General features: G+C 62.0%; 24 protein-coding genes. All 24 read right to left on the bottom strand.

Going from position 1 to position 21,925, the window contains the following annotated elements:
• Positions 1–11 precede the first annotated feature (11 nt).
• The 24 genes from rpsN to rplA all read right to left on the bottom strand — a co-directional run bounded on the left by rpsN (position 12) and on the right by rplA (position 21,925).
• Complete coding sequence (gene rpsN / locus LOKO_RS00650) at positions 12–317, bottom strand: 30S ribosomal protein S14 (protein ID WP_066443658.1); 306 nt, start codon at positions 315–317, stop codon at positions 12–14.
• 10 nt (positions 318–327) lie between these two features.
• Positions 328–867 (bottom strand): 50S ribosomal protein L5, encoded by a 540-nt coding sequence (gene rplE / locus LOKO_RS00645; protein ID WP_066443653.1) that lies wholly within the window; start codon positions 865–867, stop codon positions 328–330.
• An 18-nt stretch (positions 868–885) separates the two neighbouring features.
• Positions 886–1,203, bottom strand: coding sequence for a 50S ribosomal protein L24 (rplX, locus tag LOKO_RS00640; RefSeq protein WP_066443651.1), 318 nt, complete (start codon positions 1,201–1,203; stop codon positions 886–888).
• Between the two features lie 14 nt (positions 1,204–1,217).
• Positions 1,218–1,589 (bottom strand): 50S ribosomal protein L14, encoded by a 372-nt coding sequence (gene rplN, locus LOKO_RS00635; RefSeq protein WP_008959163.1) that lies wholly within the window; start codon positions 1,587–1,589, stop codon positions 1,218–1,220.
• Between the two features lie 39 nt (positions 1,590–1,628).
• A complete protein-coding gene (gene rpsQ / locus LOKO_RS00630) occupies positions 1,629–1,889 on the bottom strand; it encodes a 30S ribosomal protein S17 (protein WP_066443648.1) in 261 nt (86 codons plus the stop codon).
• Between the two features lies 1 nt (position 1,890).
• On the bottom strand, positions 1,891–2,082 hold the full coding sequence (gene rpmC / locus LOKO_RS00625) for a 50S ribosomal protein L29 (protein ID WP_066443645.1): 192 nt from the start codon (positions 2,080–2,082) through the stop codon (positions 1,891–1,893).
• Positions 2,082–2,495, bottom strand: coding sequence for a 50S ribosomal protein L16 (gene rplP, locus LOKO_RS00620; RefSeq protein WP_066443642.1), 414 nt, complete (start codon positions 2,493–2,495; stop codon positions 2,082–2,084). The genes rpmC and rplP overlap by 1 nt, the downstream gene beginning before the upstream one ends.
• A 15-nt stretch (positions 2,496–2,510) precedes the next feature.
• Positions 2,511–3,209: a 30S ribosomal protein S3 gene (gene rpsC / locus LOKO_RS00615; RefSeq protein ID WP_066443639.1), complete on the bottom strand. Its 699-nt coding sequence runs from the start codon at positions 3,207–3,209 to the stop codon at positions 2,511–2,513.
• 11 nt (positions 3,210–3,220) lie between these two features.
• Positions 3,221–3,553 (bottom strand): 50S ribosomal protein L22, encoded by a 333-nt coding sequence (gene rplV / locus LOKO_RS00610; protein WP_018917732.1) that lies wholly within the window; start codon positions 3,551–3,553, stop codon positions 3,221–3,223.
• A gap of 18 nt (positions 3,554–3,571) precedes the next feature.
• Entirely contained in the window at positions 3,572–3,847 is a 276-nt protein-coding gene (rpsS, locus tag LOKO_RS00605; protein WP_008959165.1) for a 30S ribosomal protein S19, read from the bottom strand.
• A gap of 33 nt (positions 3,848–3,880) precedes the next feature.
• The gene (gene rplB, locus LOKO_RS00600) at positions 3,881–4,711 is read right to left on the bottom strand and encodes a 50S ribosomal protein L2 (protein ID WP_066443637.1); all 831 of its coding nucleotides are present in this window, start codon (positions 4,709–4,711) and stop codon (positions 3,881–3,883) included.
• 17 nt (positions 4,712–4,728) lie between these two features.
• Positions 4,729–5,025, bottom strand: coding sequence for a 50S ribosomal protein L23 (gene rplW, locus LOKO_RS00595; RefSeq protein ID WP_066443635.1), 297 nt, complete (start codon positions 5,023–5,025; stop codon positions 4,729–4,731).
• A complete protein-coding gene (rplD, locus tag LOKO_RS00590; RefSeq protein ID WP_043518300.1) occupies positions 5,022–5,627 on the bottom strand; it encodes a 50S ribosomal protein L4 in 606 nt (201 codons plus the stop codon). Before rplD ends, rplW begins: the two co-directional genes overlap by 4 nt.
• 14 nt (positions 5,628–5,641) lie before the next feature.
• Entirely contained in the window at positions 5,642–6,280 is a 639-nt protein-coding gene (rplC, locus tag LOKO_RS00585; protein WP_066443633.1) for a 50S ribosomal protein L3, read from the bottom strand.
• A gap of 150 nt (positions 6,281–6,430) precedes the next feature.
• Positions 6,431–6,742: a 30S ribosomal protein S10 gene (gene rpsJ / locus LOKO_RS00580; RefSeq protein ID WP_016419080.1), complete on the bottom strand. Its 312-nt coding sequence runs from the start codon at positions 6,740–6,742 to the stop codon at positions 6,431–6,433.
• Between the two features lie 164 nt (positions 6,743–6,906).
• Positions 6,907–8,100, bottom strand: a complete 1,194-nt coding sequence (gene tuf / locus LOKO_RS00575; RefSeq protein WP_066443631.1) for an elongation factor Tu — start codon at positions 8,098–8,100, stop codon at positions 6,907–6,909.
• A gap of 32 nt (positions 8,101–8,132) precedes the next feature.
• On the bottom strand, positions 8,133–10,253 hold the full coding sequence (fusA, locus tag LOKO_RS00570) for an elongation factor G (RefSeq protein ID WP_066443628.1): 2,121 nt from the start codon (positions 10,251–10,253) through the stop codon (positions 8,133–8,135).
• 42 nt (positions 10,254–10,295) lie between these two features.
• Positions 10,296–10,766 carry a 30S ribosomal protein S7 gene (gene rpsG / locus LOKO_RS00565; RefSeq protein WP_066443625.1) on the bottom strand — a complete coding sequence of 157 codons (471 nt, stop codon included), beginning with the start codon at positions 10,764–10,766 and terminating at the stop codon, positions 10,296–10,298.
• Positions 10,767–10,891: 125 nt separating this feature from the next.
• Positions 10,892–11,266: a 30S ribosomal protein S12 gene (gene rpsL / locus LOKO_RS00560; RefSeq protein ID WP_010626462.1), complete on the bottom strand. Its 375-nt coding sequence runs from the start codon at positions 11,264–11,266 to the stop codon at positions 10,892–10,894.
• A 148-nt stretch (positions 11,267–11,414) separates the two neighbouring features.
• A complete protein-coding gene (gene rpoC, locus LOKO_RS00555; protein ID WP_066443622.1) occupies positions 11,415–15,635 on the bottom strand; it encodes a DNA-directed RNA polymerase subunit beta' in 4,221 nt (1,406 codons plus the stop codon).
• Between the two features lie 11 nt (positions 15,636–15,646).
• On the bottom strand, positions 15,647–19,726 hold the full coding sequence (gene rpoB / locus LOKO_RS00550) for a DNA-directed RNA polymerase subunit beta (RefSeq protein WP_066443621.1): 4,080 nt from the start codon (positions 19,724–19,726) through the stop codon (positions 15,647–15,649).
• 231 nt (positions 19,727–19,957) lie between these two features.
• On the bottom strand, positions 19,958–20,326 hold the full coding sequence (gene rplL / locus LOKO_RS00545) for a 50S ribosomal protein L7/L12 (protein ID WP_066443619.1): 369 nt from the start codon (positions 20,324–20,326) through the stop codon (positions 19,958–19,960).
• Between the two features lie 89 nt (positions 20,327–20,415).
• Complete coding sequence (gene rplJ / locus LOKO_RS00540; protein WP_043514693.1) at positions 20,416–20,919, bottom strand: 50S ribosomal protein L10; 504 nt, start codon at positions 20,917–20,919, stop codon at positions 20,416–20,418.
• A 313-nt stretch (positions 20,920–21,232) separates the two neighbouring features.
• Entirely contained in the window at positions 21,233–21,925 is a 693-nt protein-coding gene (gene rplA, locus LOKO_RS00535) for a 50S ribosomal protein L1 (RefSeq protein WP_066443610.1), read from the bottom strand.

The following is a 21,925-nucleotide window of genomic DNA, read 5'->3' as shown; positions in this document are numbered from 1 at the left end:
TCCGTGGCGGCTTACCAGCTGGACTTCTTCAGCCCAGGGACTTCGCCACGCATAGCGGCTTCGCGCAGCTTGTTGCGGCCCAAGCCGAACTTGTTGTAGTAGCCGTGCGGACGGCCGGTGATACGACAGCGGTTACGCTGGCGTACCGGGCTCGAGTCACGCGGCAACTGCTGCAGCTTGAGCGTTGCGTCGAAGCGCTCTTCTTCAGAAGTGTTCACGTTCTGGATGATCGCCTTGAGCTCGGCGCGGCGGGCCGCATACTTCGCGACCAGCTTGGTGCGCTTGAGCTCACGCTCTACCATGCTCTTCTTTGCCATGATCCAACCCTTATTTCTTGAACGGGAAGTTCAGCGCGCTCAGCAGCGCACGACCTTCCTCGTCGGTGTTGGCAGTGGTGGTGATGGTGACATCCAGACCACGAATCCGGTCGATCTTATCATACTCGATCTCCGGGAAGATGATCTGCTCACGCACACCCATGGAGTAGTTGCCGCGACCGTCAAAGGACTTCGGGTTGAGACCACGGAAGTCACGCACGCGGGGTATCGCGATGTTGACCAAGCGATCGAGGAATTCCCACATACGCTCACTGCGCAGGGTCACCTTGATGCCGATCGGCCAGCCTTCGCGCACCTTGAAGCCCGCAATGGACTTCCGTGCCTTGGTCACCAACGGCTTCTGACCGGAGAGCTTCTCCAGGTCGCCGACGGCATTCTCGATCAGCTTCTTGTCGCTGGTTGCGTCGCCGATGCCCATGTTCAAAGTCACCTTGGTGACCCGCGGCACCTGCATCACATTGGCGTAGCTGAACTGCTCTTTGAGCTGAGCCACCACCTCGTTCTGATAACGTTCTTTCAAGTTCGCCATTTTGCTACCCGACTCGCGTTAGGCGTCGATCTGCGTCTGCGTCGACTTGTAGATACGTACCTTGGTACCGTCTTCCTTAACCTGGAAGCCGACGCGATCCGCCTTACCGGTCTCCGAGTTGAAGATCGCCACGTTGGACGCGTGAATCGGAGCCTCGCGCTCGACGATACCGCCCTGCTTGCCCGCCATAGGATTGGGCTTGGTGTGACGCTTGATCATGTTCACACCGGACACCACAAAACGTTCCTCTCCGAGGACGCGCTTTACCGTGCCACGCTTGCCCTTATCCTTGCCGGCGATGACGACCACTTCATCGTCACGTTTGATCTTTTGCATATCCGCCTCGCTCCTTACAGCACTTCGGGCGCCAGGGAAATGATCTTCATGAACTTCTCGTTGCGAAGCTCACGTGTCACCGGTCCGAAGATACGGGTACCGATCGGCTGCTCGTTGGTGTTGTTCAACAGAACTGCCGCATTTCCATCGAAGCGGATCAGCGAGCCGTCGGGACGACGGACACCGCTGCGGGTGCGAACCACCACCGCCTTGAGGACCTGGCCTTTCTTGACCTTGCCACGCGGAATGGCTTCCTTCACCGTGACCTTGATGATGTCACCCACGCGGGCGTAGCGACGGTGAGAACCGCCAAGCACCTTGATGCACTGCACCCGGCGCGCTCCGCTGTTGTCGGCGACATCCAGCATTGTCTGAGTCTGAATCATCGGTTTTCTCCAAACCTAATCTGACTGCTCTCGCCGAGCTCAGCCTTTGGCCTGCTCGACCACCTCGACCAGGGACCAGGCTTTCTTCCTGGACAGCGGACGGCATTCCTGAATGGAAACCGTGTCGCCGACCTTCGCCTGGTTTGTCTCGTCGTGGGCGTGCAGCTTGGTGGAGCGCTTGACGTACTTGCCATAGATCGGGTGCCGCTCACGGCGCTCGATCATGACGACGATGGACTTCTCCATCTTGTCGCTCACCACCTTGCCGGTGAGCGTACGAGCTTTCTTTTCTTCGGCCATCTCAGTCACCTGCCTTCTCGTTGAGCACAGTCTTGACGCGGGCGATATCCCGACGGACCTGCTTGAGCAGATGAGTCTGGCTCAGTTGGCCAGTGGCCTTCTGCATGCGCAGGTTGAACTGCTCGCGGAGGAGTTCGAAGAGCTGCTCACGCAGTTCGTCTACTGACTTTTCACGAATTTCCTGGGCTTTCATCACATCACCGTCCGTTTCACAAAGGTGGTGGATATGGGCATCTTCTGGGCCGCCAGGGAGAAGGCTTCACGAGCCAGCTCTTCCGACACCCCTTCGATTTCATACAGGACCCGACCAGGCTGGATCTGTGCGACCCAGTACTCGACGGAGCCCTTGCCCTTGCCCATACGAACTTCGAGCGGCTTCTTGGAAATCGGCTTGTCAGGGAATATGCGGATCCAGATCTTGCCGCCACGCTTGACGTGACGAGTGATCGCACGACGGCCGGCTTCGATCTGACGCGCCGTGATACGGCCGCGACCGGTTGCCTTCAGGCCATATTCCCCGAAGCTGATCTTGCTTCCGCGATGCGCCAGGCCACGGTTGCGGCCCTTCATCATCTTGCGGAATTTCATGCGCTTGGGTTGTAACATCGACTCGCTCTCCCCTTACCTGGAACCTTTCTTCTTGGAGGGCGCGGCCTGCGGCTGTTTAGCCTTGGCGCGGACCTCTTCGATGCCCCCGAGGATTTCACCCTTGAAGACCCAAACCTTGACACCGATGATGCCGTAGGTGGTTTTTGCTTCGTAGGTGGCGTAGTCGATGTCCGCACGCAGGGTGTGAAGCGGCACGCGGCCTTCGCGGTACCATTCGGTACGTGCGATTTCCGCACCACCGAGGCGACCCGACAGCATCACCTTGATACCACCGGCACCCAGGCGCATGGCGTTCTGCACGGAACGCTTCATGGCACGACGGAACATGACGCGACGCTCGAGCTGGCCGGCGATGTTCTGCGCGACGAGCTTGGCATCCAGTTCCGGCTTGCGGACTTCTTCGATGTTGACGTGCACGGGCACGCCCATCATCGCCGTGACGTCACGACGCAGACGATCGACGTCTTCACCCTTCTTGCCAATCACGATGCCCGGACGGGCGGTGTGAATGGTAATGCGGGCGTTGTTCGCCGGACGCTCGATGTGGATGCGACTCACGGACGCATTCTTCAGTCGCTCCTCGAGGAAACGACGCACTTCGAGATCATTATTCAGCTTGTCGGCGTAGGCACCGCGCTCGGCATACCACACCGAGGAGTGATCCTTGACGATACCCAGCCGAATACCTGTCGGATGTACTTTCTGACCCATCTGGTCGACTCCTACTTCTCGGCTACCTTGACGGTGATGTGGCAGGTGCGCTTCAAAATGCGATCCGCACGGCCCTTGGCACGCGGCTTGATGCGCTTGAGCGTCATGCCCTCATCGACGCAGATGGTCGAGACACGCAGCTCGTCGATATCCATACCGTTGTTTTCTTCCGCATTCGCGATGGCGGACTGAAGCACTTTCTTGACCAGCTTGGCAGCCTTCTTCGGTGAGAAGGTCAGCAGGTCAATTGCTTCGGCGACCGGTTTACCGCGCACCTGGTCAGCCACCAAACGGGCCTTCTGGGCGGATAAACGAGCGCCACGCAGCTTAGCTGTGACTTCCATCTCTCAATCCTCTCTGGCTTACCGTTTGGCTTTCTTGTCCGCCGCATGCCCGCGATACGTGCGGGTGGCAGCGAATTCGCCCAGCTTGTGGCCAACCATTTCCTCGGAGACATGCACCGGGACGTGTTGGCGACCGTTATGGACAGCAATGGTGAGCCCGACCATATTCGGCAGGATCATGGAGCGACGCGACCAGGTCTTGATCGGTTTGCGGTCGCTCTTCTCCACTGCAGCCTCAACCTTCTTCAGCAGATGAAGGTCAATGAAGGGACCTTTCTTCAGTGAACGTGGCACAGCCGTTACCTCTTAATGTCTTGGCGTATGGTCTCAGCCCCGTGCCTTGCGGCGACGGATGATGAGCTTGTCGGTGCGCTTGTTCTTGCGCGTCTTGTGGCCCTTGGTGGGAACGCCCCACGGGGACACCGGGTGACGGCCACCGCTGGTGCGGCCTTCGCCACCGCCGTGCGGGTGATCAACCGGGTTCATGGCCACACCGCGAACGGTCGGACGCACGCCTCTCCAGCGCTTCGCACCGGCCTTGCCAAGTTGACGCAGGCTGTGCTCGGAGTTGCTCACTTCCCCCAGGGTCGCGCGGCACTCTGCCAGCACCTTGCGCATCTCGCCGGAGCGCAGACGCAGGGTGGCATAGTTGCCTTCACGAGCGACCAGCTGGGCACTGGTACCGGCGCTGCGCGCGATCTGAGCACCCTTTCCGGGCTTCAGTTCGATGCAGTGCACGGTGGAACCCAGCGGGATGTTACGCAGCGGCAGGGTGTTACCCTTCCTGATCGCCGCGTTGACACCGGACTCGAGACGGTCGCCGGCCTTCACGCCCTTGGGCGCGATGATGTAGCGACGCTCGCCGTCCAGATACTTCAGCAACGCGATGTGGGCGCTGCGGTTCGGGTCGTATTCCAGGCGCTCGACGACGGCGGGAACGCCATCCTTGGGGCGCTTGAAGTCCACGAGCCGATAATGCTGACGGTGACCACCGCCCACATGGCGGGTGGTGATGCGGCCGTTGTTGTTACGTCCACCGGAGCGCGACTGCTTCTCGAGCAGCGGTGCATAGGGCTTGCCCTTGTGCAGATCCTCGCTGACGATCTTGACGACGTGGCGACGACCGGCGGATGTGGGTTTTGTCTTGACGATTGCCATGATCCGTACTCCTGCCCTTATTCGGCGCCAGTGAAGTCTTCGAGCGTCTCACCGGCGGCCAGGGACACATAAGCCTTGCGGTAGCCCTGGCGACGGCCCAGACCATTCGCGGAGCGCTTGGTCTTGCCCTTGACGTTCAATACCTGGACGCGATCGACCTTCTTGCCGAACAGGACCTGAACGGCCTGCTTGATTTCCGGCTTGGTCGCGTCACTGGCCACCTTGAACACGTACTGGTTGTTCTCAGCGGCGAAAGCGGCCTTCTCGGTCACGTGCGGACCAAGCAGAACCTTGAATACGCGTTCCTGGTTCATGCCAGCTTCTCCTCGAATTTACGCAGAGCAGAGACGGTGACCAGCACCTTGTCGAAGGCGATCAGGCTCACCGGGTCGGCAGCAGCCACATCCACCACATCCACGTTGGGAATGTTGCGGGCGGCCAGATAGAGCTTCTCGTCGACTTCCTCGGTGACGATCAGCACTTTCTCGAGGTTCAGCTCCTTGAGCTTGGCCACCAACTCCTTGGTCCGGGGCGCTTCGACGGTAATCTCGTCGATCGCCACCAGACGCTCCTGGCGAACCAGCTCGGAGAGAATCGCGCGCATGGCCGCACGGTACATCTTGCGGTTGACCTTGTGGGAGTGATCCTGCGGGCGAGCCGCAAAGGTCACACCACCGCTACGCCACAGGGGCGAGCGAATGGTACCGGCACGAGCACGACCGGTGCCCTTCTGGCGCCACGGCTTCTTGCCACCGCCACGCACGTCGGAACGGTTCTTCTGGGCACGGGTTCCCTGACGACCACCGGCCAGATAGGCGGTGACGACCTGGTGAACCAGCGCCTCGTTGAATTCTTTGCCAAAGGTGGCGTCGGCAACTTCGACAGTGCCCGCGCCTGCAGCTAGATTCAGATTCATCGGTTCTATCCCCTTCAGCCAGCCTTGACGGCGCTGCGCACAATGACGTCGCTGCCGGTAGCACCGGGCACGGCGCCCTTGACCAGCAGCAGGTTGCGTTCGGCGTCGACACGGACAATTTCCAGGCTCTGCACGGTGCAGCGGACATTGCCCATCTGGCCGGCCATCTTCTTGCCTTTGAAGACGCGACCCGGGGTTTGACACATGCCGATGGAACCCGGCGCGCGGTGCGACAGTGAGTTGCCGTGGGTGGCATCCTGGGTACGGAAGTTCCAGCGCTTGACGGCGCCCTGGAAGCCCTTGCCCTTGGAGGTACCGGTCACATCAACCATCTGACCAGCTTCGAAGAGGGATACGGTGAGTTCGCCGCCCACTGCCGGAGCCTCATCGCCTTCTGCAAGGCGGAACTCCATCAGCGCACGACCGGCCTCGACACCTGCCTTGGCATACTGACCTGCCTGGGCCTTGGTGAGGTGCTTGGCCTTGCGGGAGCCGGTTGTGACCTGAATCGCTGCGTAGCCGTCGGCTTCGACAGACTTGACGCTGGTGACGCGATTCGGCTCAACCTCGATCACGGTTACGGGCACAGAGGCGCCATCTTCGGTAAAGACACGGGTCATACCGGCCTTTCTACCGACTAAACCGATAGTCATTCTCAGTCTCCTTTAGTGTACGGGGCTATCACCCGCTATGGCTGCCCTTTCCAGAGCATTCCACTAGCACGTTGTATGACGCCATCTCGGCGTGGCGGCTGCTGCTCATGTCTCGCCTATGAGCGCTGGGCCGCGGGGTGTCTAGTGTAGTCAGTCGAGCTTGATCTGAACGTCCACGCCAGCGGCGAGGTCGAGCTTCATCAGCGCATCGACAGTCTTCTCGGTCGGCTCGACGATATCGAGCACACGCTTGTGTGTGCGAATCTCATACTGATCGCGCGCGTCCTTGTTGACGTGCGGTGAGATCAGGATGGTGTAACGCTCACGATTGGTCGGCAGCGGGATCGGCCCACGGACCTGAGCACCGGTGCGCTTGGCGGTTTCAACGATCTCCGCGGCGGACTGGTCGATCAGGCGATGGTCGAACGCTTTCAACCGAATGCGAATCTTCTGGTTCTGCATTTGCCCTAAACTCCAATGGATGTCGACGGCGCCTGCCGTCTACCCACGCATTCAAAGGATGCGCATTATAGGCACGTCGCCAGCGAGAGTCAAACACTCTGGCTGCGATGCGCAGAAAGGGGGCTCCAATCGGAGCCCCCTTCGATCATTCCAGCGAAAACCGCTTACTGGATGATCTTGGCCACGACGCCGGCGCCGACGGTACGGCCGCCTTCGCGGATGGCGAAGCGCAGGCCGTCATCCATGGCGATCGGAGCGATCAGGGTGACAACCATCTTGACGTTGTCGCCCGGCATGACCATCTCGACGCCTTCCGGCAGTTCACAGGTACCGGTCACGTCGGTGGTACGGAAGTAGAACTGCGGACGGTAGCCCTTGAAGAACGGCGTGTGACGACCACCCTCTTCCTTGGACAGCACGTAGACTTCGGCTTCGAAGACGGTGTGCGGGTTGATGGAGCCCGGCTTGGCCAGCACCTGGCCACGCTCGACGTCATCACGCTTGGTGCCACGCAGCAGGGCGCCAACGTTCTCACCGGCACGACCTTCGTCGAGCAGCTTGCGGAACATCTCGACGCCGGTCACGACGGTCTTGGTGGTGTCGCGAATACCGACGATCTCGACTTCTTCGCCGGCCTTGACGATGCCACGCTCGATACGACCGGTCACCACGGTGCCGCGACCGGAGATCGAGAACACATCCTCGATCGGCATCAGGAACGGCTGGTCGATGGCACGCTCAGGCTCCGGGATATAGTCGTCCAGGGCCTTGATCAGGTTGGCAACGGCGGTGGTGCCCATGCCGTTGTCGTCCTTGCCTTCCAGCGCCATCAGAGCAGAGCCGGTGATGATCGGGGTGTCGTCGCCCGGGAAGTCGTACTCGCTCAGCAGCTCGCGAACTTCCATCTCGACCAGCTCAAGCAGCTCTTCGTCGTCGACCATGTCGGCCTTGTTCAGGAACACGACGATGTAAGGCACGCCGACCTGACGGGAGAGCAGGATGTGCTCGCGAGTCTGCGGCATGGGGCCGTCAGCAGCGGAACAGACCAGGATAGCGCCGTCCATCTGGGCAGCACCGGTGATCATGTTCTTGACGTAGTCAGCGTGTCCCGGGCAGTCGACGTGAGCGTAGTGACGCTGCTCGGACTGATACTCGACGTGAGAGGTGGCGATGGTGATACCGCGCTCACGCTCTTCCGGTGCGTTGTCGATGGTGTCGAATTCGCGCCAATCGCCGCCGAAGACCTCAGCAGAAACACGAGTCAGGGCCGCAGTCAGAGTGGTCTTGCCGTGGTCGACGTGACCGATGGTGCCGACGTTGACGTGCGGTTTGGAACGTTCGAATTTTTCCTTAGCCACTTCGATAACCTCTTTACGTTAGCTAAAACGGTTTAACCTTTCTGGTTGATGACGGCTTCTACGATGCTGGAGGGCGCCTCGTCGTACTTCGAGAACTCCATAGTGTAGCTCGCACGACCCTGGGACTGAGAGCGCAGATCGGTTGCGTAACCGAACATCTCGCCCAGCGGCACCGTCGCGCGGATGATCTTGCCGGAGGAAGAGTCATCCATGCCCTGCACCAGACCGCGACGACGGTTCAGGTCGCCCATGACGTCACCCATGAATTCCTCGGGGGTCACGACCTCGACCTTCATCACCGGTTCCAGCAGCACGGCTTTGGCCTTGCGGGCCCCTTCCTTGACAGCCATGGAAGAGGCAACCTTGAACGCGTTCTCGTTCGAGTCCACGTCATGGTAGGAGCCATCGTACAGCGTGACCTTGACGTCGATCATCGGGTAGCCCGCGATGACGCCGTTCTGCAGCTGCTCAAAGGCCCCTTTCTCGACGGCACCCACGTACTCCTTGGGCACCACACCGCCGACGATCTCGGAAGCGAACTTGAAGTGCATGTCTTCGTCTTCGCCCTTGTCCGCCTCGGTCAGCGGCTCGATACGCAGCCAGACGTGGCCATACTGGCCGCGACCGCCAGACTGGCGCACGAACTTGCCTTCCTGCTCGACGCTGCCGCGAATGGTTTCACGGTAGGCGACCTGGGGCTTGCCGATGTTGGCCTCGACCTTGAACTCGCGACGCATGCGGTCGACGATGATATCGAGGTGCAGCTCACCCATGCCGGAGATGATGGTCTGCCCGGTTTCCTCGTCGGTCTTGACGCGGAACGACGGGTCTTCCTGGGCCAGCTTGCCCAGCGCGACACCCATCTTCTCCTGGTCGGTCTTGGTTTTCGGCTCCACGGCCACGGAGATTACCGGATCCGGAAACTCCATGCGCTCCAGCACGATCTTTTCATTCAGATCGCACAGGGTATCACCCGTGGTGACGTCCTTCAGGCCGATACAGGCAGCGATGTCACCAGCCAGAACTTCCTTGATCTCTTCGCGGGAGTTGGCGTGCATCTGAACGATACGACCCACCCGCTCCTTCTTCTGCTTGACCGAGTTGTAGACGCTGTCGCCAGAGTTGAGCACCCCGGAATAGACGCGAATGAAGGTCAGCGTGCCGACGAACGGATCGGTGGCAATCTTGAATGCCAGGGCAGCGAAGGGAGCACTGTCATCCGCCTCGCGGGTGGCGATGGTGCCATCCTTGTCGTCCAGCTCACCCTCGATGGCCTTGACCTCGGTGGGTGACGGCATGTACTCGATGACGCCATCGAGAACCGCCTGCACGCCCTTGTTCTTGAACGCAGAGCCGCAGGTGACAAGCACGATTTCGTTGGCCAGGGTGCGGCGACGCAGACCGGCCTTGATCTCTTCGATGGTCAACTCACCACCCTCGAGATACTTCTCCATCAGCTCTTCGGATGCCTCGGCGGCAGCCTCGACCATCTCTTCGCGATACTTCTCCGCGGTCTCCTGGAGCTCGGCCGGGATATCAACGAGGTCATAGCTCATGCCCAGGCTGTCTTCGTCCCAGAGAATGGCCTTCATCTGGATCAGATCGACGACGCCCTTGAACTCTTCCTCGGTGCCCCAGTTGATCTGGATCGGCACCGCGTTGGCTCCCAGCTTTTGCTTCAGCTGGTCAACCACCATGAAGAAGTCGGCGCCGGTGCGGTCCATCTTGTTGACGAACACCATGCGCGGGACTTCGTACTTGTTGGCCTGGCGCCAGACGGTCTCGGTCTGGGGCTGAACGCCGGACGAGCCGCACAGCACCACCACGGCACCGTCGAGCACGCGCAGGGAGCGTTCGACTTCAATGGTGAAGTCAACGTGCCCGGGCGTGTCGATGATGTTGATGCGGTGCTCATCGAACTGCTGATTCATGCCCTTCCAGAAGGTAGTGACAGCAGCCGACGTGATGGTGATGCCACGCTCCTGCTCCTGCTCCATCCAGTCGGTGGTAGCAGCGCCGTCATGCACCTCGCCGACCTTGTGGGACAGGCCGGTATAGAACAGCACGCGCTCGGTCGTGGTGGTCTTGCCGGCATCGACGTGAGCGACGATGCCGATATTACGGTAGCGTTTTAGTGGAGTCTTGCGAGCCACGGTGGAACTCCCCGTTGGTTGGCGATGCGTTTAGAAGCGCACTTAGAAGCGGTAGTGCGAGAACGCCTTGTTGGCTTCGGCCATGCGATGCACGTCTTCACGCTTCTTGACCGCGGAGCCCTTGCCCTCGGCGGCGTCGAGCATCTCGCCAGCGAGACGCTGCACCATGGTCTTCTCGCCGCGCTTGCGCGCCGCGTCCACCAGCCAACGCATGGCCAGCGCCTGACGGCGCGAAGGGCGGACCTCTACCGGAACCTGATAGGTCGCACCGCCAACGCGGCGGGACTTGACCTCGACCATGGGCTGGATGGCTTCCAGCGCCTTGTCGAAGATCTCCAGCGGCTCTTCCTTGCTACGCTCGGCAACCTTGTCCAGCGCACCGTAGACGATGTGCTCGGCCACGGACTTCTTGCCGCTGTACATCAGGTGGTTCATGAACTTCGCCAGGCGCTCACTTCCGAACTTGGGATCCGGCAGGATTTCGCGCTTGGCTACTACTCTTCTTCTAGGCATGACAAGCCCTCTATCGAAGGGTCTTTCAGGCAAACCCGGAACTCTCGCACGCTCTTTTCGAACTCGCGACGCCCGGCCTTACTCTTATCAGACCGAAATTGATTCTGGATGCGTACCGATGTCGATCAGGACTTGGGACGCTTGGTGCCGTACTTGGAACGGCCCTGCTTGCGGTTCTGCACGCCGGAGGTGTCCAGGGCGCCGCGAACGGTGTGATAGCGCACACCCGGCAAATCCTTGACACGGCCGCCGCGGATCAGCACCACAGAGTGCTCCTGGAGGTTGTGACCCTCACCGCCGATGTAGGACGACACTTCGAACCCGTTGGTCAGGCGCACGCGGCAGACCTTACGCAGGGCCGAGTTCGGCTTCTTCGGGGTGGTGGTGTAGACGCGGGTGCAGACACCGCGTTTCTGCGGACAGGCCTGCAGCGCCGGCACGTCGCTCTTGGCGGCGGGGCGCTTGCGCGGCTTGCGCACGAGCTGATTGATCGTTGCCATGTTGTGTAGCTGACTCCAATGGTTGCCTTGCCTTCCAGCGGGCGCGGGCACACCCACCCCACTGTTAAAGGCTGCGCATTCTAATGTCTAGCGGGGTCGGGCGTCAAGCCGGGAGCACTGCTCGCGGCCTGACACCCTTGCACGCCGTCTACAGGTCGTCATCGTCCGAGTCGAGCGCGGTGAGCTGGGCGCCCAGCTCCTGCTCGACATCGAAGGCCGACGGGTGGAGCAGACGCTCGGTGTCTTCACGCTTGCGGCGACGCTCCTGGTGGTGAGCCAGACCGGTTCCTGCCGGAATCAGTCGGCCGACCACCACGTTCTCCTTCAGGCCGCGCAGGTAGTCGCGCTTGCCGGTAACCGCCGCCTCGGTCAGCACCCGCGTGGTCTCCTGGAAGGAGGCCGCAGAGATGAACGACTCGGTGGCCAGGCTGGCCTTGGTGATACCCAGCAGCACCCGCTGGTACTTGGCCGGGAACTTCTCGGCCTTCTCCAGGCGTGCATTCTGCTCCAGCACCCGCACCAGTTCGACCTGGTCGCCCGGGATGAAGTCGGAATCACCAGAATCGGTGATCTCGACCTTGCGCAGCATCTGACGCACGATCACTTCGATGTGCTTGTCGTTGATGCCCACGCCCTGGAGGCGATAGACCTCCTGGATCTCGGCGGTGATGTACTTGGCCAGCTCCGCCACGCCCAGCAGTCGCAGGATGTCGTGCGGGTTGCTCGGGCCGTCGGAGATCACCTCGCCCTTCTCGACGCTCTCGCCTTCGAAGACAGCGATCTGGCGCCACTTCGGAATCAGCGCCTCGAACGGATCGCCACCGTCCTCGGGAGAGATCGTCAGGCGACGCTTGCCCTTGGTCTCCTTGCCGAAGCTGATCACGCCGCTGACTTCGGCGAGGATTGCCGGCTCCTTCGGCTTGCGCGCTTCGAACAGGTCGGCCACGCGGGGCAGACCCCCGGTGATGTCCTTGTTGCCGGACGCTTCCACCGGGATACGGGCGACGATCTCGCCAATGCCGATCTTTGCACCGTTCTCCACCGAGACGATGGACTTGCCCGGCAGCAGGTACTGGACGGGCGTATTGGACCCGGTGACGCTGATCGGCTCGCCGGCTTCGTCGGTGAGCAGGATCATCGGACGCTTCTCGCGACCGGCCTGGGGACGGGCGGCGGACTCGATCACCTCGATGGACGAGAGGCCGGTCATCTCATCCACGCTGCGGTGAATGGTCATGCCCTCGTCCATGTCGGCGTAGTGCACCTTGCCCTCGACCTCGGCAATGATCGGGTGGGTGTGCGGATCCCACTTGGCCACGGCCTGGCCGGCATCCACGGCATCGCCATCCTTGATGGAAAGCTCGGCACCGTAGGGGAGCTTGTAGTACTCGCGCTCGCGGCCATGGTCGTCGGCGACGGCCAGGGCGCTGGAGCGGGAGACCACCACCAGCTTGCCGTCGGCGCGCTCGACGACCTTCATGTTGTGCAGGGGTCCGCGACCGCCGTGCTTGACCTGGACGCTGTCCACCGCCGAGGCACGCGATGCCGCGCCACCGATGTGGAATGTCCGCATGGTCAGCTGGGTGCCGGGCTCACCGATCGACTGGGCGGCGATGACACCCACCGACTCGCCGATGTTGACCTGATGGCCACGGGCCAGATCACGGCCGTAGCAGCAGGCACAGACGCCGTGCGCAGACTCGCAGGTGATGGCACTGCGCACCACTATTTCGTCGACACCCATGGTGTCGAGATGCTCGCACCAGGCTTCGTCGAGCAGGGTGCCCTTCTCGATCAGCACCTCGTCGGTGGCCGGATCGATGACGTCCTGGGCCACCACACGGCCAAGCACACGCTGGGCCAGGGAGACGATGATATCGCCGCCCTCGATGACCGGGTGCAGGGTCAGACCGCGCTCGGTGCCGCAGTCGGTCTCGGTGATCACCATGTCCTGGGCCACGTCGACCAGGCGACGGGTCAGGTAACCGGAGTTGGCGGTCTTCAGTGCCGTATCCGCCAGGCCTTTCCGCGCGCCGTGGGTCGAGATGAAGTACTGGAGTACGTTAAGGCCTTCACGGAAGTTGGCGACGATCGGCGTCTCGATGATCGAGCCGTCCGGCTTGGCCATCAGGCCACGCATGCCCGCCAGCTGGCGGATCTGGGCGGCACTACCCCGGGCACCGGAGTCGGCCATGATGAAGACGCTGTTGAAGGAGTCCTGCTCGACCTCGTTGCCGTCACGGTCGATCACGGTCTCCTTCTCGATCCCGCGCATCATCGCCTTGGCCACCTTGTCGTTGGCCTTGGACCAGATATCGATGACCTTGTTGTACTTCTCGCCAGCGGTGACGAGGCCCGAGGAGAACTGATCCTCGATCTCCTTCACTTCGGCCTCGGCCGCATCGACGATCTCGACCTTGGCATCCGGGATGACGAAGTCGTTGACGCCGATGGAGGCGCCGGACCAGGTCGCCATGCGGAAACCGGTGTACATCAGCTGGTCGGCGAAGATAACCGTCGGCTTGAGGCCGGCACGACGATACACCTCGTTGAGCAGCTTGGAGATCGCCTTCTTCTTCATCGGCTGGTCGACCAGCTCGAAGGGCACGCCGTCGGGCAGGATACGGAACAGCAGGGCACGACCGGCGGTGGTGTCGTAAATGGTACGCACCGTGCTCTGTTCGCCGGTCTCCTCGTCGATCACCACCTCGGTGAGACGCACCTTGACCCGGGCATGCAGCGAGACGCTCTGGGTGCCGAAGGCGCGCTCGACCTCGTTGAGACCGGAGAACACCATGCCCTCGCCCTTGGCGTTGATCTTCTCGCGGGTCATGTAGTACAGGCCCAGCACCACGTCCTGGGACGGCACGATGATGGGATCGCCGTTGGCCGGTGACAGCACGTTGTTGGTGGCCATCATCAGCGCCCGCGCCTCGAGCTGGGCTTCCAGCGTCAGCGGCACGTGTACCGCCATCTGGTCACCGTCGAAGTCGGCGTTGTAGGCGGCACACACCAGCGGGTGCAGCTGGATCGCCTTGCCTTCGATCAGCAGCGGCTCGAAGGCCTGGATCCCGAGACGGTGCAGGGTCGGCGCGCGGTTGAGCAGCACCGGGTGCTCGCGGATAACCTCGGCGAGGATATCCCACACCTCGGGCAGCTCGCGCTCGACCATCTTCTTGGCCGCCTTGATCGTCGAGGCATGACCCTGCGACTGCAGCTTTGAATAGATGAACGGCTTGAACAGCTCCAGCGCCATCTTCTTGGGCAGGCCACACTGATGCAGGCGCAGGGTCGGGCCGACGGTAATGACCGAACGGCCGGAGTAGTCGACGCGCTTGCCCAACAGGTTCTGACGGAAACGCCCCTGCTTGCCCTTGATCATGTCGGCCAGGGACTTCAGCGGGCGCTTGTTCGAGCCGGTGATGGCCCGGCCGCGACGGCCGTTGTCCAGCAGGGCGTCGACCGCCTCCTGGAGCATGCGCTTCTCGTTGCGCACGATGATGTCCGGCGCATTGAGGTCGAGCAGACGCTTCAGGCGGTTGTTGCGGTTGATCACCCGGCGATACAGGTCGTTCAGGTCGGAGGTCGCGAAGCGGCCGCCGTCCAGCGGTACCAGCGGACGCAGGTCCGGCGGCAGTACCGGCAGCACCTCCATGACCATCCACGCCGGCGCGTTGCCGGAATTGTGGAAGGCTTCCAGCAGCTTGAGCCGCTTGGAGAGCTTCTTGATCTTGGTCTCGGAGTTGGTCTGCGGGATCTCCTCGCGCAGCCGGTCGATCTCTTCCGGCAGCTCGATGTCCTTGAGCAGCGCCTGGATCGCCTCGGCGCCCATGCGGGCGTCGAAGTCGTCACCGAACTCCTCGAGGGCCTCGAAGTACTGCTCGTCGTTGAGCAGCTGGCCGCGCTCCAGGGTGGTCATGCCCGGATCGATGACCACGAAGCTTTCGAAGTAGAGCACCCGCTCGATGTCGCGCAGGGTCATGTCCAGGAACATGCCGATGCGTGACGGCAGCGACTTCAGGAACCAGATGTGCGCAACCGGCGAGGCCAGCTCGATGTGGCCCATGCGCTCGCGGCGCACCGCGGCCTTGGTCACTTCGACGCCGCACTTCTCGCAGATGATGCCGCGGTGCTTCATGCGCTTGTACTTGCCGCAGAGGCACTCGTAGTCCTTCACCGGGCCAAAGATCTTGGCGCAGAACAGGCCATCCCGCTCCGGCTTGAAGGTACGGTAGTTGATGGTCTCGGGCTTCTTGACCTCACCGAAGGACCAGGAGCGAATCATGTCCGGCGAGGCGAGCGAGATCTTGATCGCATCGAACTCTTCGGACTGTGACTGCGATTTGAGGACTTTCACCAAATCTTTCATGGAGTCGGCTCCTAGCTCTCTAACTCGATATCGATGCCCAGCGAACGGATTTCCTTAACGAGTACGTTGAAGGATTCCGGCATGCCGGCATGCATGGTGTGGTCGCCGTCCACAATGCTCTTGTACATCTTGGTGCGACCTTCCACGTCGTCGGATTTCACCGTCAGCATCTCCTGCAGGGTGTAGGCGGCACCGTAGGCTTCCAGCGCCCAGACCTCCATCTCCCCGAAGCGCTGGCCACCGAACTGCGCCTTGCCGCCCAGCGGCTGCTGGGTGACGAGCGAGTAGGAGCCGGTGGAACGCGCGTGCATCTTGTCGTCGACCAGGTGGTTGAGCTTCAGCATGTACATGTAGCCCACCGTGACCGGCCGGTCGAAGGCGTCGCCGGTACGACCGTCGTAAAGGGCCATCTGGCCAGAGTCCGGCAGATCCGCCAGGCGCAGCAGGTGCTTGATCTCGCTCTCATCGGCGCCGTCGAACACCGGCGAGGCCATCGGCACGCCGCTGCGCAGGTTCTTGGCCAGGGCGATCACCTCGTCGTCGCTGAGGGTGTCGAGGTCCTCGACCCGGGTGCCGGTAGCCGAGTTGTAGACCTTGTCCAGGAACTCGCGGATCTCGGCCACCTGCTGGCCGCGGGCGTCGCGGAGCATGGCATCGATCTTCACGCCCAGCCCCTGAGCCGCCAGGCCCAGGTGAGTCTCGAGGATCTGACCCACGTTCATGCGCGACGGCACGCCAAGTGGGTTGAGGACGACGTCCACCGACACACCGTTGTCGTCGAAAGGCATGTCCTCGACCGGCATGATGGCGGAGATGACACCCTTGTTACCGTGACGACCGGCCATCTTGTCACCCGGCTGGATGCGACGCTTGACCGCCATGTAGACCTTGACGATCTTCAGTACGCCCGGCGCCAGATCATCGCCCTGGGTGAGCTTGCGCTTCTTGTCCTCGAAGCGCTCCTCCATTTCCTTGCGACGGTTCTCCAACTGCTCGTCAGCCTGGGCCAGCAGCTCGTTGAGGGACTCCTCCTGCAGGCGCAGCTTGAACCACTGCTGGCGCGGCAGCTCCTCCAGGTAGCTCTCGGAGAGCACGTCGCCCTTCTTGAGCTTGGGCCCGCCATGCACCACCTCGCCATTCAGGGTGCGCTTGAGGCGCTCGAAGGTGGCGTCCTCGGCGATGCGGTAAGTCTCCTGCAGGTCCTTGCGCACCTCGTCGAGCTGCATCTGCTCGATGGCCAGTGCGCGGGAATCCTTCTCCACGCCGTCGCGGGTGAAGACCTGGACGTCGATGACCGTACCCTTCATGCCGGTGGGCGCACGCAGCGAAGTGTCCTTCACGTCGGAGGCCTTTTCACCGAAGATCGCCCGCAGCAGCTTCTCTTCCGGTGTCAGCTGAGTCTCGCCCTTGGGCGTGACCTTGCCCACAAGGATGTCACCCGGACCGACTTCGGCACCGATGTAGACCACGCCCGCCTCGTCCAGCTTGGAGAGCGCCGACTCACCCACGTTGGGAATATCGGAGGTGATCTCCTCCGGCCCCAGCTTGGTGTCGCGGGACACACAGGTCAGTTCCTGGATGTGGATGGTGGTGAAACGGTCTTCCTGCACCACCCGCTCCGACAGCAGGATCGAGTCCTCGAAGTTGTAGCCGTTCCAGGGCATGAAGGCGATGCGCATGTTCTGGCCCAGGGCCAGGTCACCCATGTCGACGGACGGGCCGTCGGCCAGGATATCGCCACGCGCCACGGTATCGCCGGGACGCACGATCGGGCGCTGGTTCATGCAGGTGTTCTGGTTGGAACGCACGTACTTGGTGAGGTTGTAGATATCGACGCCGGCCTCGCCACCGATGATCTCGTCCTCGTTGATACGCACCACGATACGCTTGGCGTCGACCGAGTCGATCACACCGCCGCGACGTGCCACGGCGCAGACGCCGGAGTCACGCGCAACGAAGCGCTCCATGCCGGTACCCACCAGCGGCTTCTCGGCACGCAGGGTCGGCACCGCCTGACGCTGCATGTTCGAGCCCATCAGGGCGCGGTTGGCATCGTCGTGCTCGAGGAACGGGATCAGCGCCGCGGCCACGGAGACCACCTGGCGCGGAGAGACGTCCATCAGCGTCACCTGCTCGGGACGCATGAAGGTGGTCTCGCCCTTGTGGCGCACCTGAACCAGGTCGTCGTCCAGCTTGTTGGACTCGTCCACGGCAGCCGAGGCCTGGGCGATGACGTAATCGCCCTCCTCGATGGCCGAGAGGTGCACCACCTCGTCGGTCACCTGGCGATCCACCACCTTGCGGTACGGCGTCTCGAGGAAGCCGTAGCTGTTGGTGTGGCTGTAGGTGGCCAGGGAGTTGATCAGACCGATGTTCGGCCCTTCCGGCGTCTCGATGGGGCAGAGGCGACCGTAGTGCGTGGCGTGAACGTCGCGCACCTCGAAGCCGGCCCGCTCACGAGTCAGGCCGCCCGGCCCAAGCGCGGAGACGCGGCGCTTGTGGGTGACCTCGGAGAGCGGGTTGTTCTGGTCCATGAACTGCGAGAGCTGGCTGGAACCGAAGAACTCCTTGACCGCCGCGGCGACGGGCTTGGCGTTGATCAGGTCCTGGGGCATCAGGCCCTCGCTCTCGGCCATGGAGAGACGCTCCTTGACCGCACGCTCGACCCGCACCAGGCCGACGCGGAACTGGTTCTCCGCCATCTCGCCGACGCAGCGGATGCGGCGGTTGCCCAGGTGATCGATATCGTCGACTTCGCCGAAGCCGTTACGGATATAGATCAGTTCCTTGAGCACATCGAGAATATCGCGGTTGTCGAGTACCCCGGAGCCGGTATCGGCGTCACGACGCAGGCGACGGTTGAACTTCATCCGACCGACGCCCGACAGGTCGTAGCGGTCCTCGGTGAAGAACAGGTTGTGGAACAGGGTCTCGGCGGCTTCCTTGGTGGGCGGCTCACCGGGACGCATCATGCGGTAGATCTCGACCAGCGCCTCGAGCTGGGAGCCGGTGGTGTCCAGCCGCAGCGTGTCGGAGACGAAGGAGCCACAGTCGAGATCGTTGGTGTAGAGCGTCTCGATGGTGGTGATGCCGGCCTGCCCGAGCCTCTCGAGCAGCTCGGGAGTGATCACGGTATTGCAGGGGCAGATCAGCTCACCGGTACTGGAATCGACCTGATCCCGCGCCAGAGTCTTGCCGAAGAGGTAGTCCATCGGCACGTCGAGGCGCTCAAGCCCAGCCTTTTCCAGCTGGCGGATATGCTTCTGGGTGATGCGCCGGCCTTCCTCGACGATGAGGTTGCCCTCGCCATCCTTGATATCGAAGGTGGCGGTTTCGCCGCGCAGGCGCGACGGCACCAGCTCCACAGAGAAGCCAGATTTCTCGATGTGGAAGGTGCTGGTCTCGAAGAATTCGTCGAGAACTTCCTCGGCGGTCAGGCCCAGCGCACGCAGCAGCACCGTGGCCGGCAGCTTGCGGCGACGGTCGATACGAACGAAGACGTTATCCTTGGGATCGAACTCGAAGTCGAGCCAGGAGCCGCGGTAAGGGATGACCCGGGCCGAGTAAAGCAGTTTGCCGGATGAATGGCTCTTGCCCTTGTCGTGATCGAAGAACACGCCGGGAGAGCGGTGCAGCTGGGAGACGATGACGCGCTCGGTACCGTTGACTACAAAGGTACCGTTCTCGGTCATCAGGGGGATTTCCCCCATGTAGACTTCCTGCTCCTTGATATCCTTGATGGCCTTGTTCGAGGAGTCCCGATCATAGATGATCAGGCGAACCTTGACCCGCAGGGGCGCCGAGTACGTAACGCCACGCAGCTGGCACTCCTTGACGTCGAAGGCCGGCGCGCCGAAACGGTAGCTGACATACTCGAGCGCGGCGTTGCCGGAGAAGCTCTCGATCGGGAACACGGACTTGAACGCCGCGTGAAGCCCGGTCTCGAGACGCTCATCGGCCGAGCGGTCCTGCTGGAGGAAGTCGTAATAGGAATCAAGCTGGATCGCCAGCAGGTAGGGCACATCCATCACTTGGGGCAGTTTGCCGAAATCCTTGCGGATGCGTTTTTTCTCAGTGTATGAGTAAGCCATCTGTATTCCCCAGCTTGTTCACCATGGTGACCGATGCGTGGTCGGCGCCACCCGACGGGCTCGACCCCGTCAGGCGCTGACGGCAAGCTCCACAAAGGTAGCTCGCCGTCGGGATTCTTCTAGCGACGCTGCGTCAGCAAGGCGCTAGTGCAACAGAAAAAGGCCGGCAGCGGGAGGGCCCGCCACCAGCCGTGGAAGCTTACGCAGCGCGTGAAGCCATGGGCACAAGGGTTACTTGAGCTCCACGCTCGCGCCGGCTTCTTCCAGCTTCTTCTTTGCCGCTTCGGCGTCGTCCTTGGACAGACCTTCCTTGATGGTAGCCGGTGCGCCGTCGACGGCACCCTTGGCTTCCTTCAGGCCCAGGCCGGTCAGTTCGCGAACGGCCTTGATCACGTTGACTTTCTTGTCGCCAGCGCTGGTCAGGACCAGGTCGAACTCGGTCTGCTCTTCAGCAACTTCGCCAGCGGCAGCCGGGCCAGCCATGACAGCGGCGGCGGCAGAAACGCCGAACTTCTCTTCCATCGCTTCGATCAGCTCGACAACTTCCATGACGGACATGTCGGAGACGGCGTTGATGATATCTTCTTTGGTCAGTGCCATTTTGGTCTTCCTAACTTTGCGGGAGCCTCGGCGCGCCGAGCGCTCGTCTATTCAGAGTTCGATTCAGGCTGCAGGAGCGAGTTCGCCGATCAGGCGGCCGCTTCCTGCTTCTGGTCGCGCAGGGCGGCCAGGGTACGAACCAGCTTGCCGGCAGATGCTTCCTTCATGACGGACATCAGCTTGGCGATGGCCTCGTCATAAGTCGGCAGCGTTGCCAGTCGATCGATGTCGCTTGCCGGAATCAGCTCACCTTCGTAGGCCAGCGCCTTCACTTCAAAGTTCTGATCCTGCTTGGAAAACTCCTTGAACAGGCGGGCTGCAGCGCCCGGATGCTCGGTGGAGAAAGCCAGCAGTGTCGGACCGATGAAGCTCTCGTTCAGGCATTCCCACTGGGTGCCTGAGAGGGCGCGGCGTGCCAGGGTGTTGCGGACAACACGGATCTGCACGCCATTCTCGCGGGCCTGCTTGCGCAGGTCGGTCATCTTCTCGACCGTGACACCACGAGAATCGGCAACTACGACGGAGAGTGCGCCCTTGGCCGCTTCACTGACCTCGGCAACAATCGCCTTCTTGCCTTCGAGTGCTAGTGGCACAGTGATCACTCCTTCGTGCCGGAACCTCGCCATGCGGGCTCCGGGGGTTACCATCTCTTCCGCAGGCCGCCTCGCGACGGACTTCGGAAGTCCCGGGTGATGGTGCTCACCAGCGATCTGGCGGCCACACCATCTGCGCAGGCACCCCATGCCGGGGACATTAAGCCGCCACTCGTGAGCGGCGGCGCCTGCGGTCTTTGACGGCGCCCCTCGCACCCTGCCTGGCAAGGCGCTCGGGGACCGCAAAGTTCATGCAAACTACACTTGCTTCGCTGCCGGCATTGATGCCCGACAGCAACCTCTCTCGCCCTGCTTACGCCAGGCCGGAGTGGTCCAGGGTCAGCCCCGGGCCCATGGTAGTGGACAGGGTGACCTTCTTCACATAAATACCCTTGGACGTACTCGGCTTGAGACGCTTGAGGTCGGCTACCAGCGCTTCCAGGTTGCCCTGGATGGCGGTCGCATCGAAATCGACCTTGCCCAATGTGGTATGGATGATGCCGTTCTTGTCGGTGCGGAAACGCACCTGGCCCGCCTTGGCGTTTTTCACCGCAGTGGCGACATCAGGCGTTACGGTGCCGACCTTGGGGTTGGGCATCAGGCCACGCGGACCGAGAATCTGGCCCAGCTGGCCGACAACGCGCATGGCGTCCGGCGAGGCAATGACCACGTCGAAGTCGAGCTGGCCCTTCTTGACCCGCTCGGCCAGATCGTCCATGCCGACGATATCGGCACCGGCTTCCTTGGCGGCATCGGCATTGGCACCCTGGGTAAAGACGGCAACGCGCACGTCCTTGCCGGTGCCGTTGGGCATTACGGTGGCACCGCGCACGACCTGATCGGATTTGCGCGGATCTACGCCCAGATTGATGGCGACGTCGAGGGATTCCTTGAACTTGACGGTGGACAGCTCATTGAGCAGTGCCACGGCCTCTTCCAGGGAGTACGCCTTGGCCGGATCGACCTTCTCGCGAATCACCTTGGCGCGCTTGGACAGTTTAGCCAT

The sequence above is a fragment of the Halomonas chromatireducens genome (assembly GCF_001545155.1).
GTDB classification, from domain to species: domain Bacteria; phylum Pseudomonadota; class Gammaproteobacteria; order Pseudomonadales; family Halomonadaceae; genus Halomonas; species Halomonas chromatireducens.
The sequence above is the reverse complement of the archived record's forward strand: the minus strand, read 5'-3'. Positions and strand labels throughout refer to the sequence as shown.

Bases quoted from the DNA above. Each gene is read 5' to 3' on its own strand.
- rplL (WP_066443619.1), bottom strand. From the start codon at position 20,326: ATGGCACTGACCAAAGAAGATATCATCAACGCCGTCTCCGACATGTCC.
- rplN (WP_008959163.1), bottom strand. From the start codon at position 1,589: ATGATTCAGACTCAGACAATGCTGGATGTCGCCGACAACAGCGGAGCG.
- rplB (WP_066443637.1), bottom strand. From the start codon at position 4,711: ATGGCAATCGTCAAGACAAAACCCACATCCGCCGGTCGTCGCCACGTC.
- rplW (WP_066443635.1), bottom strand. From the start codon at position 5,025: ATGAACCAGGAACGCGTATTCAAGGTTCTGCTTGGTCCGCACGTGACC.
- rpsJ (WP_016419080.1), bottom strand. From the start codon at position 6,742: ATGCAGAACCAGAAGATTCGCATTCGGTTGAAAGCGTTCGACCATCGC.
- rpmC (WP_066443645.1), bottom strand. From the start codon at position 2,082: ATGAAAGCCCAGGAAATTCGTGAAAAGTCAGTAGACGAACTGCGTGAG.
- rplP (WP_066443642.1), bottom strand. From the start codon at position 2,495: ATGTTACAACCCAAGCGCATGAAATTCCGCAAGATGATGAAGGGCCGC.
- rpsC (WP_066443639.1), bottom strand. From the start codon at position 3,209: ATGGGTCAGAAAGTACATCCGACAGGTATTCGGCTGGGTATCGTCAAG.
- rpoC (WP_066443622.1), bottom strand. From the start codon at position 15,635: ATGAAAGATTTGGTGAAAGTCCTCAAATCGCAGTCACAGTCCGAAGAG.
- rpoB (WP_066443621.1), bottom strand. From the start codon at position 19,726: ATGGCTTACTCATACACTGAGAAAAAACGCATCCGCAAGGATTTCGGC.
- rpsN (WP_066443658.1), bottom strand. From the start codon at position 317: ATGGCAAAGAAGAGCATGGTAGAGCGTGAGCTCAAGCGCACCAAGCTG.
- rplA (WP_066443610.1), bottom strand. From the start codon at position 21,925: ATGGCTAAACTGTCCAAGCGCGCCAAGGTGATTCGCGAGAAGGTCGAT.
- rpsQ (WP_066443648.1), bottom strand. From the start codon at position 1,889: ATGGCCGAAGAAAAGAAAGCTCGTACGCTCACCGGCAAGGTGGTGAGC.
- rpsL (WP_010626462.1), bottom strand. From the start codon at position 11,266: ATGGCAACGATCAATCAGCTCGTGCGCAAGCCGCGCAAGCGCCCCGCC.
- rplD (WP_043518300.1), bottom strand. From the start codon at position 5,627: ATGAATCTGAATCTAGCTGCAGGCGCGGGCACTGTCGAAGTTGCCGAC.
- rplE (WP_066443653.1), bottom strand. From the start codon at position 867: ATGGCGAACTTGAAAGAACGTTATCAGAACGAGGTGGTGGCTCAGCTC.
- rplX (WP_066443651.1), bottom strand. From the start codon at position 1,203: ATGCAAAAGATCAAACGTGACGATGAAGTGGTCGTCATCGCCGGCAAG.
- rplC (WP_066443633.1), bottom strand. From the start codon at position 6,280: ATGACTATCGGTTTAGTCGGTAGAAAGGCCGGTATGACCCGTGTCTTT.
- rplV (WP_018917732.1), bottom strand. From the start codon at position 3,553: ATGGAAGTCACAGCTAAGCTGCGTGGCGCTCGTTTATCCGCCCAGAAG.
- rpsG (WP_066443625.1), bottom strand. From the start codon at position 10,766: ATGCCTAGAAGAAGAGTAGTAGCCAAGCGCGAAATCCTGCCGGATCCC.